Origin of the sequence: Flavobacterium sp. CECT 9288 (genome assembly GCF_918731615.1) — a bacterium.
Classification (GTDB): domain Bacteria; phylum Bacteroidota; class Bacteroidia; order Flavobacteriales; family Flavobacteriaceae; genus Flavobacterium.
In genome coordinates this window covers 2,838,843-2,856,847 of the sequence record NZ_OU957226.1, presented here as the reverse complement: position 1 = coordinate 2,856,847, position 18,005 = coordinate 2,838,843, and the positions used below count along the sequence as shown (strand labels likewise).

The following is an 18,005-nucleotide window of genomic DNA, read 5'->3' as shown; positions in this document are numbered from 1 at the left end:
TAGATTCGGCTTATTGGTATTTACTAAAATGCTTTAAAGACTTTTGACTTTAAAACTTTAGGACTAAAAATTACTCTCCTAAAAATGGGTATCTGTAATCAACTGGAGTCACAAAAGTTTCTTTGATGGTTCTTGCAGAAGTCCAACGCAATAAGTTTTGCATAGAACCTGCTTTATCATTTGTTCCTGATCCTCTTGCTCCACCAAACGGTTGCATTCCTACAATTGCTCCTGTTGGTTTATCATTGATGTAGAAGTTACCAGCTGCGTTTTGTAATTTCACAGTAGCTTCTTCAATAGCATAACGGTCTTGACTGAAAACAGCTCCTGTTAAAGCGTACTCTGATGTAGTGTCTACTAATTCTAGAGTTTCTGCCCATTTAGCATCTTCGTAAACGTAAATAGTAACTACAGGTCCGAATAATTCGGTTTCCATTGTTGCGTATTTTGGATTGGAAGTTAAGATAACCGTTGGCTCAATAAAGTATCCTTTTGATTTGTCATAATTTCCACCCATAATTACTTCTGCATCGCTATCAGCTTTAGCTTGGTCAATAGCTTTCGCCAATTTATCAAATGAACCTTCAGAGATTACTGCCGTGATAAAGTTGCTCATATCTTGTGGCGATCCCATTTTCATTGATTTCAAATCAGCTTCTAGTTCAGCTTGTACAGCTGGCCATAAACTTTGCGGAATGTACACGCGTGAAGCAGCGCTACATTTTTGACCTTGATACTCAAAAGCACCACGTGCTATACCTGTACTAACTTGTTTTGAGTTTGCAGATGGGTGTGCAATAATGAAATCTTTACCACCAGTTTCACCAACAATACGTGGATATGTTTTGTATTTGCTGATATTAGTACCAATTTTTGCCCAAATATCATTAAATACTCCTGTAGATCCTGTAAAGTGAACTCCAGCCAAATCACGGCTAGCCAATAAGGTTTCGGTGATCATTCCTGAGTCTCCCATAACCATGTTGATAACACCATTTGGTAAACCTGCTTCTTTGAAAATTTGCATCAATAAGTTAGCAGAGTACACTTGAGTTGCTGCAGGTTTCCAAACCACAACGTTACCCATTAAGGCAGCACTTGTAGGTAAGTTTCCAGCAATTGCTGTAAAGTTAAAAGGAGTAATGGCGTATACAAATCCTTCAAGAGGTCTGTATTCAACGCGGTTCCACATATCAGCAGTAGATTTTGGTTGCTCGTTGTAAATTTGTGTCATGTACTGTACGTTGAAACGTAAAAAGTCAATGAGTTCACAAGCGGCATCAATTTCTGCTTGGTATATTGTTTTTGACTGTGCAATCATAGTAGCTGCGTTAATCTTAGCTCTGTATGGTCCTGCTAGTAACTCGGCTGCTTTTAAAAAAATTCCAGCGCGTTGCTCCCAAGCCATTTTAGCCCAGTCTTCTTTAGCTTCTAGTGCTGTTGAAATTGCAGCTTCTATATGTTTTTTTTCTGCTTGGTGATATACCCCTACAATATGCTGGTGGTCATGAGGAGCAGACATTTTTTTAGTGTCTCCTGTTCTAACTTCTTCGTTTCCTATATAAAGAGGAACGTCTACTGTAGCGTTCCACATTTCGGCGTATGCTGCCGAAACAGCTGCTCGTTCTGGTGAATTAGGGGCATAGCTTTTTACAGTTTCGTTTACTGCATTGGGTACGTGAAAAAATCCTTTTAACATGTTGATGTTTTTATTGGGTTAAAAATAGTGTTGTGTTGTTTTTAAACTAAAAACAAAAGTACAAAGGTTTCTTTAAAGATTTGATATTTTTTAAAGTAATCTAAAGCATCTTGTTGTTCTTAATCTAGATTGTAGCCCTGATAGTAATGGAAAGCTTTTTATGATGGAAAGCCGAATTTGCAGCGCTAAAAAAGCGACTGCAAGAAGCTCTTTTTAGGGCTAGCAAAACGTGCTTGACGCTTAAAAACTTGAAATGGATCGCAGGATGTGCTCCTAAGTAAATATATTAATTAAGTGCAAATGGTGCACAAAGTCTGAAAGCAGGAACTATTACTTTGAAATTTCTAGTTGAGGTAAAGTTAATCATGTTGAAGTGCCCTTTCATAGCTCCATACGGTGATGATAGCAAGCAACCTGAACTGTAAGTGTGTTGTTCACCTGGTTTTAATACTGGTTTTTTTCCAATAACACCTTCGCCATCCACAATTTCTATATCGTTAAGAGAATCAAAGATTTCCCAATGACGTGAAATTAATTGTACTGAATCTTTACTGTGGTTTTCTATGGTAATTACGTAACTAAAGGCAAAATGAATCTTGTAGTTCTTGAAGTAAGTGCCTTCAAAACTAGTTAAAACTGAAATTTTTATGCCTCTTGTTATTTGAGAAACCATATATAATGGATAAATACGTAATTATTATTGACAAATTTACAAAAAAATGATCTACATGCGGCTATATGATAAAAAGATTTTTCTAGTTAATTATATTTAGTGAGTTAGCTACTCCTTTGCCTACAACGCGCTCATACCTATCAATACTTTCTCTATAGTAAACTAATATGGTGTACTCATTTTCAGTTTGATAGAAATTACCATCTACGTTATTTTCGAGGTCAATTATACCCTTATCATCGGCAATAGTGTATTGAAAATTTGTGAATCCTTGCTTGATTAAAATTGCTTTTTCGTATCGACCATTTTTTGGGTTGTATTCCATTTTATACTCGGGAGTCAATGCATAATTGTTGAACATTCCTGTAACGTAAATACTTTTTTTTAACTGAAAAGCAGGCGCAGAAAGGTTGAAGTATACCCAAGCATAATCGGCCTCTATTTCACTTTTTTGGGTGTTAATGTTTTTTACTACAAAGGTACCATTAGCATCTTGAGTAAAAAGGTAAGGAAAGTTACCACGAGCAGGACTTGTATGTAAAAGGGTGCCGTATATAGGTGTGCTAGAATCTATTCTGGCAACGTTATTACTGGCTGATCGGATGTCTTTGTTTTCAAAAAATAAGAATTCATTTCCAGCCCAAAACTGCGTTTCGGTATCGTATTTATAAACTAAATCATTGCCTATTGTAAACTGCGGTGGAATATTTTTTAAGGCTGTTTTGAACTGAGCATTTTGTAAAATCAGCACTTTTACGTTTTTTATAGGGTTTTGAAAGGTGATACTGCTAGATTTAATGCTAAAATCAAGATTATGCTTGGCGTCATTACTTTGTACTGTTCTTGCTCTTTTTATTTGTAAAGGAACCGTAACAATGTCTTCATAGAGAATGAATTTTCTAGAAAAAACTACCTCCTTATTATCATCGGTAATTTTAAGGATGTAGTTTCCACTAATTTTAAGGCGTTGTGTAAATTGGTTTGGAAAAGCTAGTTTGTAATGAGAATAGATTTGTAAGGCATTGAAAGAGTTGGTGTGATCTTGTATTCTTTGATTGTCAAAGCCGTCTAGGTATTCAATTTTAGGGATAGGAGTGGGATTCCAGTTGTAATCACAGTGGATGATTTCATAGTAATAATTAGCCTCATTGCCGTAAAGATCATCAAATTCTAATTGAAATCCTTCGCCAAGTTTTATGAACGGAACGATATTTTGATTGTTTTGGATGAATGAAACGGTTTTTATGTGGTATGGTGGATCAATTTCTTTTTCGGGTTGTGCTTGTACAATAGTTCCCAATAGAAGAGCAATAAAAACAAAAAATTTAGTCATTTTATGGTTTTTTTATTTTGGTAAAGATAAGAATAACCTTTGTGTTATGCCATTATTAGCAACTGTTTTAGCAATTTCTTTCGTGTGTAATTTCTGTTAAATAAAATATAACTAAGCAATAAATTAGTAAGATTGTATTATTTTTACCCTAAACTAACAAAACTTATGAAAAAAATCACAAATTTGGTTCTGGGTATGATGTTGTTTCCAGCGGCTGTTTTTGCACAGCAAATGGATTTTTCAACAGCAATTCCCTTAGACCCTTCGGTCAAAACAGGAAAATTACCTAACGGGTTAACGTATTACATCAAGAAAAATGCCAAACCAGAAAAGAAAGTAGATCTTAGACTGGTTGTTAATGCAGGTTCTATTCTTGAGGAAAATGATCAGCAAGGTTTAGCGCACTTCATGGAGCACATGTGTTTTAATGGAACAAAGCGTTTCCCTAAAAATCAATTGGTAGATTACCTTCAAAGCATTGGTGTGAAATTTGGTCAACATTTAAATGCATACACTAGCTTTGATGAAACGGTATATTTTTTACCAATTCCATCAGATGATCCTGAAAAATTAGAAAAAGGATTTCAAATCATTGAGGACTGGGCTTTCAACACTGTTTTGACACCAGAAGAAATTGATAAAGAAAGAGGTGTTGTTCTTGAAGAATATCGTTTAGGTCTAGGCGCTGGAAAAAGAATGATGGGTCGTTATCTTCCTAAAATGATGCACGATTCAAAATACGCTACTCGTTTGCCAATTGGTCAAAAAGAGGTATTAGAAAAGTTCAAACATCAGTCCTTAATTAATTTTTACAAAGATTGGTACCGTCCTAACTTAATGAGTGTTATTGTAGTAGGTGATATTGATGTAGCCGAAATGGAGAAAAAAATTGTTTCTCACTTCTCTTCTTATAAAAATCCTGCAAATGAAAAACCAAGAAAAGTATTTGAAGTCCCTAATCACAAAGAAACTTTTGTAGCTGTAGAAAGCGACAAAGAAGCATCGAATACACAAGTACAATTATTGTACAAAGATTATGCTGCACCTAAGAAAATGGTAAATCTAGGTGATTTTAAAAATTACATGATCGAAAATTTATTTGCAACGCTTTTAAATACGCGTCTTGATGAGTTAACAAATTCTGCAACACCACCTTTCACTTATGGGTATTCTTATTATGGTGGTACTTTTGCAAGAACCAAAAAAGGATATCAATCTGTGGCAATGTCATCAGAAGACAAGCAACTAAGTGCCTTGAAAACATTGGTAACAGAAAATGAACGTGCTAAGAAATTTGGATTCACACAAGGAGAGTTAGACCGTGCTAAGTCTGAATTTATGGCTTCTATTGAAAAAGCATACAATGATAGAAGTAAAACGAATTCAGAGAACTTTGTTGGGGAGTTACAAGCAAATTTCCTTGAAAACGAGCCAGCTCCAGGAATTGAATGGACTTTTCAAACCTTTAAGCAAATCTTACCGATGATTGATCTTAAAGATGTAAATGGGTTAATTAAAGAGTACGTTAAAGAGGATAACCGAGTTATCATTTTAACGGGTCCTGAAAAAGAAGGCTTGAAGAAAGTAACAGAGCAAGAAGTATTAGCTGCAATAAAAGTGAATACTGACGAATTAAAACCTTACGAAGATGCTGCAGTCGCTACTAGCTTGCTTAGAAAAGAGGTAAAAGCGGGAACAGTGGTAAGCAGAAGTAGTAATGATAAATTGGGTACAAAAACCTTAGTTCTTTCCAATGGTGCTAAAGTGACGTATAAAAACACCGATTTTAAAAATGACGAAGTGCTTTTTGAAGCGGTTAGTTTAGGAGGGTCTAATTTGTATTCGAATGAAGAAATGAAAAAAGTTCAGTTTGCCAATGGTGCACTTGCTGAGGCTGGTTTCTCTGGATTAAAATTGAATGACATTAACAAATTCATGACGGGTAAAATTGCAAGAGTTAATCCTTATATTGGAGGTACTAGCGAAGGACTTAGAGGTACATCAACTCCTAAAGACTTAGAGTATTTAATGCAAATGACGTATGCTTACTTTACAGATTTAAATTTTGACCAAGAAGCTTTTGAAGGATTCAAACAAAAACAATCAAGCTTTTTCAAAAACATGGCTTCTACGCCACAGAATTACTTCCAACAGGAGTTTTATACCTATTTGAACCAGAATAACCCACGCTTTTTTGGAATCATGCCTACTGATAAATCATGGGCTGATACCGATTATAAATTGGCTTACGAAAAATACAAAGAGCGTTTTGCAAATGCTGCTGATTTTGAATTTTTCTTCGTAGGAAATGTTGATGATGCAACAATCGAAGCTTTGGCTACAAAATATATTGCCTCATTACCAGCGAATGATAAAAAAGAAAAAGCAGTAGATTTAGGTTACCGATTGCTAAAAGGCGACTTGAAAAAAGTAGTAAATAAAGGAGCAGATCCAAAGAGTAACGTTACAATCATGTTTTATGGTGATGCTAAATATTCTGCCAAAGATGCTATGAGTATGCAAGCGTTAGGAGAAGTACTTACTATTAAACTGGTAGAGCAATTACGTGAAAATGAAAGTGGTGTTTACGGTGTAAATGCTAGAGGAAGCATGAACAAAATGCCTTATGGATCGTATACTTTCTCAATAGGTTTCCCATGTGGGCCAGAAAATGCCGAGAAGTTGACTGCATCAGCCTTGAAAGAACTTCAGAATATTATTGATAAAGGACCAGATGAAAAAGATGTAGCTAAATTCAAAGAAGGTGAATTAGCCGATTTTAGAAAAGATAGTAAAGAGAACCGTTTTTGGTTGTCTAACTTGACAAGATCGTATTTAAACGCATCTAATGCTGAAGATGTTTTGAAAATGGAAGAAATGGTAAATGCCGTTACTGCCAAAGATATTCAGAACATCGCCAAACAATATCTTACAAAAGATAAAGTGATAGGTATATTGATGCCAGAGAAAAAATAATTTTTTTAGTCTTAAAACTAAAACCTGCTATTTCATTGAAGTAGCAGGTTTTTTTTATGCTAAAATAAAATCTAAATTTTCTTCAATTTCAGGGCTGATGTGGTTTTCATCAAGCAACGCATCCGAAAGTAGTTTTTTGTTTTCCTGCAAACGAATGATTTTTTCCTCGACGGTATTCTTGGTAATGAATCGAACGACATTTACTTTGTTCAACTGTCCAATACGATGAGCCCGACCAATTCCTTGCTTTTCAGCAAAAGGATTCCACCATGGGTCCAAGAACAAGACATAAGAAGCTTTAGTAATATTGAGTCCCACGCCACCCGCTTTTAAGGAAATGAAAAACAATTTTGAGGGTTCTTGTTCTTGAAATTTTTGCACTTGATACGCGCGTTCATTTTGTGGAGTTGCACCAGTCAATTCACAAAAATCAATTTTGTTTTCGATGCTCCATTTTTTATAAAATTCTAAGTTAGACACAAACGAACTGAACACTATCGTTTTTTGATTGGATTGCACTAAGGTTTCCAAATATCGGGTCACCGCAATATATTTTCCCGAATCAATTTCTGATTTTTTATCAATCATTTTAGGATGATTACTCAATTGCCGTAAGCGCATCAACGTATTGATAATATTGATTTTGCCAATTCCAAAACCATCGGTTTTTAAAAGTGCGTTTCTTGCTTTTGACTTTTCTTCTTCGTATAGTTTTTCTTGTTCAGGTTCCATATCACAATAAAAAACTTGTTCTGATAGTTCCGGCAAGTCTTTTAAAACCTGTTCTTTCGTTCGGCGTAAAATAAACGGACTGACTAGGTTTTTGAGTTCCAGCAGGCTGTTTTCGTCTTGGTTTTTCTCTATTGGAATTTTGTAATGCTCCGCAAAAAAAGCGTAACTCCCCAAAATATTCGGATTTATAAATTGCATTTGTGACCACAAATCGTCCAATGAGTTTTCGATAGGAGTTCCGCTCAATGAGATTTTATGAGTGGTTTGCAGTTGATTTATAGCCTTAAAAATTTTCGAGTTTTTATTTTTGATGTATTGACTTTCGTCCAAAATCAAAAAACGAAATTGGTATTTTTCTAAAATGGAAAGATCTCTCGCCACTACCGCATAACTCGTAAAGATCAAGTCGTATTTTTCTAATTTTTTAGAAATTAGTTTACGCTCTTGTCCTACATATTGAATTCTCCTGAAATGAGGCGTAAACTTTCTAGCTTCGTTGTACCAGTTGAACACCAAAGAGGAGGGAAGCACAATCAAAGCTTTTAGGTATTCTTTGGCTACAGGAATTTCATTGCCAAACAAATCGAGTTGTATGTTTTCGGCTTTTTCAAAATCTAATTTTTCTTGAACGGCGACCAGTGTTGATAGGGTTTGCAATGTTTTTCCCAATCCCATATCATCGGCCAAGCAAGCGCCTAAACCGTTATTGTAATGTTCTAGAAGCCATTGTACGCCTTCAATTTGGTACGGTCGTAACGTGGCATTAACCAAATCCGAAGGTTGGTATTGAACCGTTTCTTTTACATGCAAGGTCTGTTTTAATTGCGGGATGTCTTCAAAAACACCAAAATTACTTTTGAGCACTGCCATAGTTCCGTTGTTGATTTTAGCCAGCTTAGCCATAGCTCCGTAACGCGTCATCCATTCTAACGGAATCAAAAAATAATTCCCATTGGGTAAGAGAAACAAGCGATTTTGGCTTTTTATATTCGGAATCAAGTCGCTGAAATTGAATTCAAAATCATCACAAACTACAGTCATTTTAATATCAAACCAATCATTTTGAATGGTGTTGGAGAATGTAATGGTAACTGCATTATTATCAATATTTTTTCCGTCGATTTTAAGATTCTCTAACGAAAAACCTAATGATTCTAATTTTACACGATTTTCTAATGCCCATTGCACACAAGCGTAGGTGTCTTTTTGTTCTGGTTTTTGCAAAAGTCCAAAAAGCTGATTTTCTTGTTTGCCAAGACCAAGCGTTTGAAGGGATTCCGTAAATTTATCCTCACCTTGACTGCGCTTGTATTGGATTAATTTTATGTTCTCTAAGTCTTTTAAATCAATTTCAGTATGAGTATTTTTGGTTTTAGTGGCATCAAAAACGTATCCATCATAATCAAAAGAAAGACTGATGAAATAGGTGTTTTTAAAAAAATCATGCACCAATTGTAGGTTGCAAGAACGAATACTGGTTTGGGTAATCACCTCAAACCCCGTGGCGCTAATATCTACTTTTTGGGCAATGTCTTTAATGAATTTTTCAAAATAGTCGGGTACTAATTTCGAAGGAATTTCGACCGTTTTTTTATTTAAAAAAGGGGTTGCTTTTTTGGAATTGATGCTTTTTAACACATACAGTTTATGGTGTGAAACCAACCATCCCGGCTCATCTAACAACAATGTTACTGTTGTGTCCGAAGGATAAAAAGCAAGGTCATTTTCCTTGAGTTTTAAAGTATATGAAATTCCGTTTTCGTGTTTATCAAAATGGAGTTCGGTTTCTAAAGCTGGATTTTGAGTGCGAATACGACTGATCCGAAAATCTTTTTCTTTACCCAATTGAAATGAAAGTGGAAAATCATGTTCGCGAACTAAAGCATAAAAGGATGCTAATTGCAGTTGTATGAATTGTGTGATTCCGAATTTTAATTTCTCGTCTTGTAACAAGTCCTCAATCTTTTTGGCAGCTTTACTTTTTGTGCGGTATTTTTTAAACAGGACTTCTGGCTGCAGGCTTTCGCAAATGCTAAGTGTTTTTTGCGTTGCAAGCGGGAGTTTTTTTGTCTCAACGCCCATACTCTGCAGGACTTCTGAACTTGCTTTTTTTTCTAAATACGTGATGGTATCCACATGACCAACTACATACGAAGTAGGGATATAGCAATTGAGTTTCGCTTCAAAACTAAGATCAAAGCAAAACTGGAAATGATTTTCGGGTTCCAAAAGCAATACGTTATTTAATTATTTAGTTTTTTTAAACAAAGATTCCACAAATTTACACAGATTAATTTGTGCTAATTTGTGGAATCTAACTCGGCTTTTATTTTACAATAATTATTTAAAACAAACTGGGATAATTTCTCCTTTGGCCAAACAGTATTTTTCGACTAGTTCAGGAGCAATTTTGTTAGTGTAATCCTCTTCAACAACTGTAAAACCTATGCTTCTTAATTTGTCAAAATAATCACGACCGTAAATGCGCACGTGGTCGTATTGGCCAAATATTTTGGCACGTTCTTTTTGGTCGGTAATGCTATCATCTGCAAAAGTTACGTCTCTTTTTAAATCCTGCGGAATTTGTAAAATAGCCATTCCACCTGGTTTCAAAACGCGATACAATTCCTGCATGGCTTTGGTATCGTCTGGAATGTGTTCCAAAACGTGGTTGCACAAAATGACATCGTATTGATTGTCTTTGAAAGGCAAATTACAAATATCTGCTTTCACATCTGCCAACGGCGAAAACAAATCGGTGGTGGTGTAGTTTAGGTTCTTTTGCTTACGAAACAATTTATAAAAAGCCTGCTCAGGAGCAAAATGCAATACTTTTTTTGGAGCAGTAAAAAAATCAGTTTGTTCGTTGAGGTACAACCACAATAAACGGTGTCTCTCTAATGAAAGCGTACTTGGCGAAAGCACATTGTTACGTTGCGTTTCGTATCCGTATGGTAGCATCGATTTAAAGCTTTTGCCGTCAATAGGATCAGTGAATTTATCTCCTTTAAGAGTAAAGGCTATTATAGGGCGTGCCACATAACTCAAACGAATTAATAACGGACGCGGAATGGTATTGAGGATAAGTTTAAAAGCAGATTTCATTTAAAATTTATTATTGAACACGAATTTCAGATTAGTAAAATTATACGACACAGATTGCACAGATTTTCACAGATTCAAATAGGAGCGAAATAGATTTTTTATCATAATATAACTCTTTTGTATTTTAAACTATCCTCGCCAAAATTAATAACAAGTCCTATTTTATTTTTCGAACAAGCTAAATAGTTTAGAGTTTGCCCCGTATCACTAGTTGTTAATTGTGAGATTGCTTTTATTTCTAATATTATTTCATCAAAAACTACAAAATCAGCAAAATATTTTTTTGACAAAATAATATCCTTGTACTCAATTTTGTATTCTTTTTCTCTTTCAAAAGGAATATTATTTTTTATAAATTCATATTGCAAAGCTTCCTTGTAAACAATTTCATTGAAACCTTTCCCTAGAATTTTATGTACTTCCATACAGAGTCCAATTATTTTGTATGTTTCTTGTTTTAAATAAAATTCCTCCATATTCAAAAAAAAATAATCTGTGAAAATCTGTGTAATCTGTGTCAATCAAAGAAGTGTTACATCACCAATGGCACTTTTCTAAATTCATCTTCTTCATTGCTCACAATTCCCAGTTCTTTATAGATGTATGCAAAAGTGGATAAAATTTCAGGTTTTCCATCAATAATGGCTACATCGTGTTCAAAATGAGCTGATGGTTTTCCATCGGCAGTAGTGATTGTCCAGCCGTCTTTATGTTGTTTGATGTTGCGTGTTCCCATATTGATCATCGGTTCTATGGCAACCACCATACCTTCAATAAAAAGTTTACCACGACCTTTTTTACCATAATTTGGCATTTCTGGATCTTCATGCATTTTTTGGCCTAAGCCGTGACCTACCAGCTCACGCACAACACCATATCCATGTGCTTCGGTATATTTTTGAATTGCATTGCCCACATCTTCCACGCGATTTCCTAGACGGAGTTCGCGAATTCCTACGTACAATGATTCCTTTGTAACTTGTAATAATTTTTTTGTTTCGGGTGCTACTTCGCCAATTTCGAAAGAGTACGCATGATCACCATGATATCCGTTTTTGAAAGCCCCGCAATCTACCGAAATCACATCACCACTTTCTAGAGGTTTGTTGTTTGGGATTCCATGAACTACTTGTGAGTTAGGACTCATGCATAATGAATTAGGAAAACCGTACAATCCTAAGAAACTTGGAACTGCACCGTGATCACGAATAAAGGCTTCGGCAAGTTTGTCTAGGTATAATGTGGTTACTCCTTCTTTAATCTCAGAGGCAATCATTCCTAAAGTTTTGGATACGATTAAGGCACTTTCGCGCATTAATTCTATTTCTTCACGTGACTTTGCTATAATCATAATTTCGAATTTTCAGTTGGCAAAAGTACGATTTTATAATTATTTAATCCGGATTGGCCATAATTTTAAACAGCTCCGAATTTGAAATGTAAAAGCGGTTTTCCAATGCTATTTTTGAGAGTTGCGCACTCACTAAATTGTTCTCTCTAGTATTGATTAAAAACAGCGAGCTTTCGCCAAAAGAAAACAAGCGTTCCTCAGAGTTGAGCATGGTTTGATTGTCTTTTACCAAACCTTTTATTAATTCCTTTTGTTTTAATAAAGATTCAATTTCTGTCTTTTGAGCATTAATCTTGTTGGTCAATTGTACTTTTTCAAGATTTAAAGCAAACTCAGTTTCTTGTACTTTGAATTTAGCTAATTTAAGGCTACCTCGTTCTTTTCTTAAAAATAGTGGAAAGTAAAAGTTCAATCCAATTTTGTAATCTTCAAAACGATAATTATCTATATAACTTGGTTCAGAAAGATAGGAGTAACCGATGTCAATTTTGGGTAAAAGCATGTTGGCTTTGAGTTTTTGATCTACAGTTAACATATCAATCTTACTTTCAAGGGCGTTAATTTTAGGATGATTGGTTATGGAAAAGTCTTGATTAACCAGATCATTAGTTCTTAAACTTTCCTGAATGGTAAATTCTAATTGACTTTCCGGAATTAAATCTTCAGCTAGTTCGAGCGGAATGTTGTTCTCAAGCCATAAATAATTAGAAAGTTCTAATTTGGCTTTGGTAAGTTTTAATTTAGAATCTTCAAGACTTAAAGCTCTATTTTTTACAATAATTCCTGTCTCAACACTATCTATAGCGGGCTTGTCACCTTGAATAATTAAAGATTGAATTCCTTTAAATCGTATTTGAGCATTTTTATTGTATTCTTCATAAAGTTCTACTTCATTAAAGTTTCTTTTCCAATTAAAATAAGCCAGAGAAGCATCATAAAGAACAGCAATTGCTTCTAATTTTCGCTCTGCTTCACTAAGTTGTAATTGCATTTTTGCTTTCCTCACATCGGCCATTCTTTGATTAATAAGAAGACCTTGACCTAATGGAACCGTAATTCCAAGAGAGGTAAGCCCTTGATTAGGTACTGTATTTTCGGGATTCAGGTATATGCCTTCATTGTTATCAAATCCAGCTTTAATTTCAATTCCATACCAAGTTGGGATTTTAAAGCTGCTGTTTAAAATAGAATAATACTCTTTGTCTTTGAATTGTTTATTGCTAAAATCGACTTCTATTTTTGGATCAAAGCCACCTCTTGCCATCATTAAGTTAGCTTGTGCTTTGCTTATCTCAAGGTTAGCATTTTTTACTAAAGGATGGTATTTTTTTACGTAACCTAAAAATTCAGTGTATGTGAATTCCTTTGAAACCGTAGTTTGTGCAGATAATGTGATGCAAAAAAATAAAAACGCTACTAGTATTTGTTTCATTACTTCTTGTCTTTTGTAGGCTGTGCAGCTGGTTTGTAATAATTAGGTGGAAATCCGTTGAGTGTTCTCCAAAGTTCAAACCATACAGGAACATTGTTAAGTAAGGCTAGGGTTTGAGCACCAGCTCCTATACTTAATTGTTTAGGCCACTTATCTTCGTTTTCATCAGGAGCAATTAGCACTCGGTATTTACCGTTTACACTGATGAAATTTTCAATGGCTACAATTTTCCCACCAAAAGTTCCATAAGACATATTAGGCCAACCCGAAAAGACAATTGTAGGCCATCCATCAAACCAAACGCGTACTTTTTCACCTTTACTCAAAAGTGGTAAGTCAATTGGGTTTACAAATGTTTCTACAGCAATATCATAGGCAGATGGCATAATAGTAGCAATTGGGGTTCCCTCTTTTATGGTTTCTCCAATACCAGATTGAATAGCTCTGTTGACATAGCCGTTTTGAGATGCTTTGATATAATACATGCCGTTTCTGATGCTGTAGTTTGCATATTGATTTTCTAACTTATTCACTTGAGCATCCGTATCAAACTGGCTGCTTAAAGCAGTAAATTTGTCACTATTAGCTTTTGATGCTTTTTCTGCATACTCAGCACTAATTCGGTTAATTTCTACTTTTGCATTTATAAATTCGTTTTTACTAGTCAAGTATTTATTTTCTTGCGTAATAATCTTGGCTTCAACTTCCTGTAATTTCAGTCTTTTTTCTTCAATATCTGTAAGTGGTTTTAATCCCTCTTTGTTTAAAGCAACTGAACGATTATATTGGGTATTAGCAATTTTTAATTGTGTTTTTACAGCCACAAGATCAATACTGTCACTTTTAATTTTTAGTACCGCCTGTTTAATTTTGTTTTGAGCTTGTTCTAGTTTAAGCTCTTTTTCTCGTTCTATAGCCTCTATTTGTCCTGATAAAGTAGTCACTTTTGAACTGTAAGATTCTAAGGATTGTTTTTTTGCATTGATTTGGTTCCTAGTATTTTGTACTAAGTTTGGATCCATGTAATCTTCCTTAATCTCGGATATAAAAACTATGGTGTCTCCTTTTTTTACATAATCTCCTTCTTGTACGTACCATTTTTCAAGTCTACCGCTAATAACACTTTGTATGGATTGCGGTCTCTGGTCTGGTTTTAATGTAGTAACACTACCGCTTCCAGATATGTTTTGTGTCCAAGGTAAAAATAAAGCGATGACTCCAACCACTGAAACCGCAGCAATAATCTTATTTAAAATTTTGTAATGAGGTCTATTAGCCAAGTTATGTACCGTTTTGAAACGATCAAAGGACGGCAGTTTTGTTTTATTTTCGGATATGTTTAGCATGCCTAATTATTTATTAAATCTTGTTCTATTATACCGTTATTCATGATAATTACTCTAGAGCATTTCGTTTTCCAGTATGGATTTTTTGATGATACTACAATGGTCCATTTGTGTTTTTCTGACGTTATAAAATCTATAATTTCCTTTGCAACTGCAGCATCCATTTTATCTGTAGGGTCTTCATAAAATAGAATTTTAGGTTTATGTACGATGCTACGAGCTAATAATACCTTTTGAGCATTAGAGGATGAAAGTTGTTTTCCTTCGGGGAAAATAGCAGTATCTAGTCCATTTGGTAAGGATTTTATAAATGAAGTAAGTTGTACACCATCAATAGCCCATCTTAAATCATCGGCACTGATAAATTTATCATTAAAAGTGATGTTTTCTTGTAATGTCCCTTCAAACGGAGTTTCTCCCGTGATAATAGTTCCTATTTGAGAACGATATTGTTTTAAGTTTATCTTTTTAAACGTATCGTCATTGATAAACAAAGCTCCCGATGTGGGTTGTAATAAACCCGATAGGATTCTAATGATGGTAGATTTTCCTGATCCGTTTTCACCTTCTATAGCAATGCGTTCTCCTTGTTCAATATTTAAGGAGAGGTTGCTTAAGATTTCTGTAGGCGAATCTGGGAATTTAAAATATACTTTCTCCATTTCAAGAGATATTTTATTGTAACATGTATCACTAGTAAATGGTAATTCTTCTTCAAGTTCAAGATCAGTTACTTGTCCTATTTTTTCAATAGAAGTAAGAACATCATAAAAAGTTTCAAGTCCTAAAATTATTTTTTCTACAGAGTTGATGACTAGTAAGATGATGATTTCTGCAGCCACAAATTGACCGATGTTCATTTGTTGTGATAGCACTAAAAAACCACCTATAGAAAGTAAACTGGCCGTAATTATTATTTTAAAAATAATTAACTGGGTAAATTGTCTTTGTATAATTTTAAAATGTTTTTCACGATATGACAAGTAATCACTAACTAAATTGTCATTTTTTTGCAATCCAAAATTGTAATTTAAATCGTTTTTAAAACTGTAGCTGTTTCTGGCCATTTCTTGAATCCAACTTGCCACTTTATATTTGAATTTCGATTCTTTTAAACTCGTTTCAAGTCCAGATTTGTACGAAAATTTGAATATAAAATACAGTAATAAAAATAAAAGTGCTCCAAAAACAATGAAATAGGGGTGGTATAATGACAATAATATAATACCAAATACAATTTGAAGTAAGGCAGCCGAAAAGTCAATAAGCAATTTAGAGGTGCCTTTTTGAATGGCTAAAGTATCAAAAAAACGATTGGCAAGTTCTGGGGGATAGGTGTTGTATAGTTCTTCTATTTTTATTTTGGGTAAACGAGCGCCAAAATCAAATGAGGAACGTACAAATATTTTTTGTTGTAAGTTTTCTGTGATTCGGAGTTGCATTAAAGATAAAAGCCCTACTAAAGCTACTCCAAAAACAACTAATACAATTAACACAATCCAGGAGGCGCTTACTCGTCCAGATTGAATAAAATTTGTAATAGCTTGAATACCCAGCGGAAGAGATAAGCTTATTAATCCAGCAAAAATGGCATAGAAGAAAATTTGGTAAACATCCTTTCTATCTAAGGCAAGTAAATTATAAAATCGTTTTAATGGTGTTTTTTTCATAGTTTTTATTTTGCAATTTTTTCTACTAGATCTATGTAAAAATCTGTTGGTGAAGTGGTTTCATTACAATTTGTTATGGTTTTTAAATGGTCTTTTAAAAAATGTTGGTGCAAGGCTCCTTCAACAATAGAGGAGGCTAAGCTTTTAGCAAAAGGATAATCCTCATTTATATCCTTAATCATTTCTATCAATCTATTTATTACTCTCTTGTAAACTAAAAAGAAACCTTCTTTGTTTTCCTCATCAACTTCTTTAGTGAGTAGTGTTTTTGTAAACTCTGCAACAATAATTTTGTTCAAAACACTTTCGTTGATATGCGTTGTGGCGTAATCATCCTCTATTTTTTCAGTAACAATAGTGATGGCTCTTTTTAATCGGTCAAGAGGAACAAGAATATTATTTGTAGCAAATACAAGTTTGTACTCAATCCATCCCCAGTACCATGAAGAAAGGTAAAGGAGTAGTTTGTGTTTGCTTTCAAAATAGCGGTATATAGAACTTTCATTAGATCCTATTCGTTCTCCCAGCTTTTTGAAGGTGAAATTTTCAAAACCTATTTCATCAATAAGCAAAATACTGTTTTCTATTATTTTCTTACCTAAAGTGGAAGTTTCGGGATTTTTCACAAACAATTTTTCGTTGATTGCAATACTAATATTTGATAAAATAGCGTCCATAATGGTTGTTTAATCTCAATTTTAATATGATCAGTTTCAATTTATGTTGGTTTTAAAAGTTAACTTTTATACCAAAATTCAAATTTTTCATATCTTGTAAATCAGTTTTTATTTTGTTGTCTTTTAAGTCTAAATATTTAAGATGATCTAATTTTTTTAAAACGGGAACTTTATCTATTTGATTGTTTCCTAAAAATAAATTTTCTAGACTTTTCATTTTTAAAACCTCACTTGGGATGGTTTTAAGCTGATCGTTTTCTAGGTACAATGATTTCAACATGGGTAATTTTGCCAAAACATCAAGTGTTTTAGGTAGATTCATCTTTGTTTCATCATTTAGTTTTATTTCTTCAAGGAATTCTAGATTAGCAAAATCACTAGGAAGAACATCAAAGTCGTTACCACTTAAATCAATTGATTTTAATGTTTTTATTTTGGTAATACCACTTGGAATTTCTTTCAAATGGTCATTTTTTAAACTTAAATATTCAAGATTAATAAATTTAGACCAGTCTACACCATCAAGTTTAAGATTTTGATTACTCAAATTCAATCGATAGATTAGTTCTGGAGTTTTTAAAGCGTCATTAAGATCATTAAACTCTCTATTTTTATCATTCTTAATTTGACTCCATAGACTAGTTGTGCACAAAAGAACGAGGGCAGAAAGAAAGTATGTTTTCATGATTTTGATTTTTATTTATACAAAAGTACATCATAATTAATAGTAATACTTTTATTTTTGATTATTTAACTTTAATTTAAGACGTGATTACTCTTTAAATAAGAGAGTGCTGTTAACAAAAAAAAGAGGCTATTCAAAATACTTTTGAATGCCTCTTTCTTATTAATTATTGTTAGTTATAGTGGGACTTACCGTTTTTACCAGGAGTGCCATTTTTACCTTTCTCGGTTCCTATTGCATTTGAGCCATCTTGTCCGGGTGTACCATTCTTGCCTGATCCTAATGAGCTGCAACTATATAAAGTTATAGCTAATAGCGCAGTCATA

Annotated in this window: 14 protein-coding genes; 1 reads left to right on the top strand and 13 read right to left on the bottom strand. The window is 34.0% G+C overall.

What is annotated here, in order from left to right; genetic code table 11:
• Positions 1-70: 70 nt before the first annotated feature.
• The 3 genes from pruA to LQ189_RS12625 form a co-directional block, all read right to left on the bottom strand.
• Positions 71-1,699, bottom strand: coding sequence for an L-glutamate gamma-semialdehyde dehydrogenase (gene pruA / locus LQ189_RS12635; RefSeq protein WP_230157631.1), 1,629 nt, complete (start codon positions 1,697-1,699; stop codon positions 71-73).
• A gap of 286 nt (positions 1,700-1,985) precedes the next feature.
• A complete protein-coding gene (gene apaG, locus LQ189_RS12630) occupies positions 1,986-2,372 on the bottom strand; it encodes a Co2+/Mg2+ efflux protein ApaG (protein WP_086453974.1) in 387 nt (128 codons plus the stop codon).
• Positions 2,373-2,454: 82 nt separating this feature from the next.
• Positions 2,455-3,705: a DUF5103 domain-containing protein gene (locus LQ189_RS12625; RefSeq protein ID WP_230157629.1), complete on the bottom strand. Its 1,251-nt coding sequence runs from the start codon at positions 3,703-3,705 to the stop codon at positions 2,455-2,457.
• Positions 3,706-3,870: 165 nt separating this feature from the next.
• On the opposite strand from LQ189_RS12625, the gene LQ189_RS12620 reads away from it, so the two are divergent.
• Entirely contained in the window at positions 3,871-6,681 is a 2,811-nt protein-coding gene (locus LQ189_RS12620) for a pitrilysin family protein (RefSeq protein WP_230157627.1), read from the top strand.
• A gap of 54 nt (positions 6,682-6,735) precedes the next feature.
• On the opposite strand, the gene LQ189_RS12615 is transcribed toward LQ189_RS12620, so the two are convergent.
• The 10 genes from LQ189_RS12615 to LQ189_RS12570 form a co-directional block, all read right to left on the bottom strand.
• On the bottom strand, positions 6,736-9,642 hold the full coding sequence (locus LQ189_RS12615; RefSeq protein ID WP_230157625.1) for a DEAD/DEAH box helicase: 2,907 nt from the start codon (positions 9,640-9,642) through the stop codon (positions 6,736-6,738).
• 111 nt (positions 9,643-9,753) lie between these two features.
• Positions 9,754-10,518, bottom strand: coding sequence for a class I SAM-dependent methyltransferase (locus tag LQ189_RS12610; RefSeq protein WP_230157623.1), 765 nt, complete (start codon positions 10,516-10,518; stop codon positions 9,754-9,756).
• Between the two features lie 101 nt (positions 10,519-10,619).
• Positions 10,620-10,994: a GxxExxY protein gene (locus tag LQ189_RS12605; RefSeq protein WP_230157620.1), complete on the bottom strand. Its 375-nt coding sequence runs from the start codon at positions 10,992-10,994 to the stop codon at positions 10,620-10,622.
• 56 nt (positions 10,995-11,050) lie between these two features.
• Entirely contained in the window at positions 11,051-11,869 is an 819-nt protein-coding gene (gene map / locus LQ189_RS12600; protein WP_086453979.1) for a type I methionyl aminopeptidase, read from the bottom strand.
• A 43-nt stretch (positions 11,870-11,912) separates the two neighbouring features.
• Positions 11,913-13,301 carry a TolC family protein gene (locus LQ189_RS12595; RefSeq protein WP_230157618.1) on the bottom strand — a complete coding sequence of 463 codons (1,389 nt, stop codon included), beginning with the start codon at positions 13,299-13,301 and terminating at the stop codon, positions 11,913-11,915.
• Positions 13,301-14,647, bottom strand: a complete 1,347-nt coding sequence (locus tag LQ189_RS12590) for an HlyD family secretion protein (RefSeq protein WP_230157615.1) — start codon at positions 14,645-14,647, stop codon at positions 13,301-13,303. The genes LQ189_RS12595 and LQ189_RS12590 overlap by 1 nt, the downstream gene beginning before the upstream one ends.
• Before the next feature lie 2 nt (positions 14,648-14,649).
• On the bottom strand, positions 14,650-16,317 hold the full coding sequence (locus tag LQ189_RS12585; protein ID WP_230157613.1) for a peptidase domain-containing ABC transporter: 1,668 nt from the start codon (positions 16,315-16,317) through the stop codon (positions 14,650-14,652).
• Between the two features lie 5 nt (positions 16,318-16,322).
• A complete protein-coding gene (locus LQ189_RS12580) occupies positions 16,323-16,994 on the bottom strand; it encodes a TetR/AcrR family transcriptional regulator (RefSeq protein ID WP_230157605.1) in 672 nt (223 codons plus the stop codon).
• 52 nt (positions 16,995-17,046) lie between these two features.
• Positions 17,047-17,679 carry a leucine-rich repeat domain-containing protein gene (locus tag LQ189_RS12575; protein WP_230157603.1) on the bottom strand — a complete coding sequence of 211 codons (633 nt, stop codon included), beginning with the start codon at positions 17,677-17,679 and terminating at the stop codon, positions 17,047-17,049.
• Positions 17,680-17,851: 172 nt separating this feature from the next.
• Positions 17,852-18,004, bottom strand: a complete 153-nt coding sequence (locus LQ189_RS12570) for a hypothetical protein (protein ID WP_230157601.1) — start codon at positions 18,002-18,004, stop codon at positions 17,852-17,854.
• Between the last annotated feature and the right edge of the window lies 1 nt (position 18,005).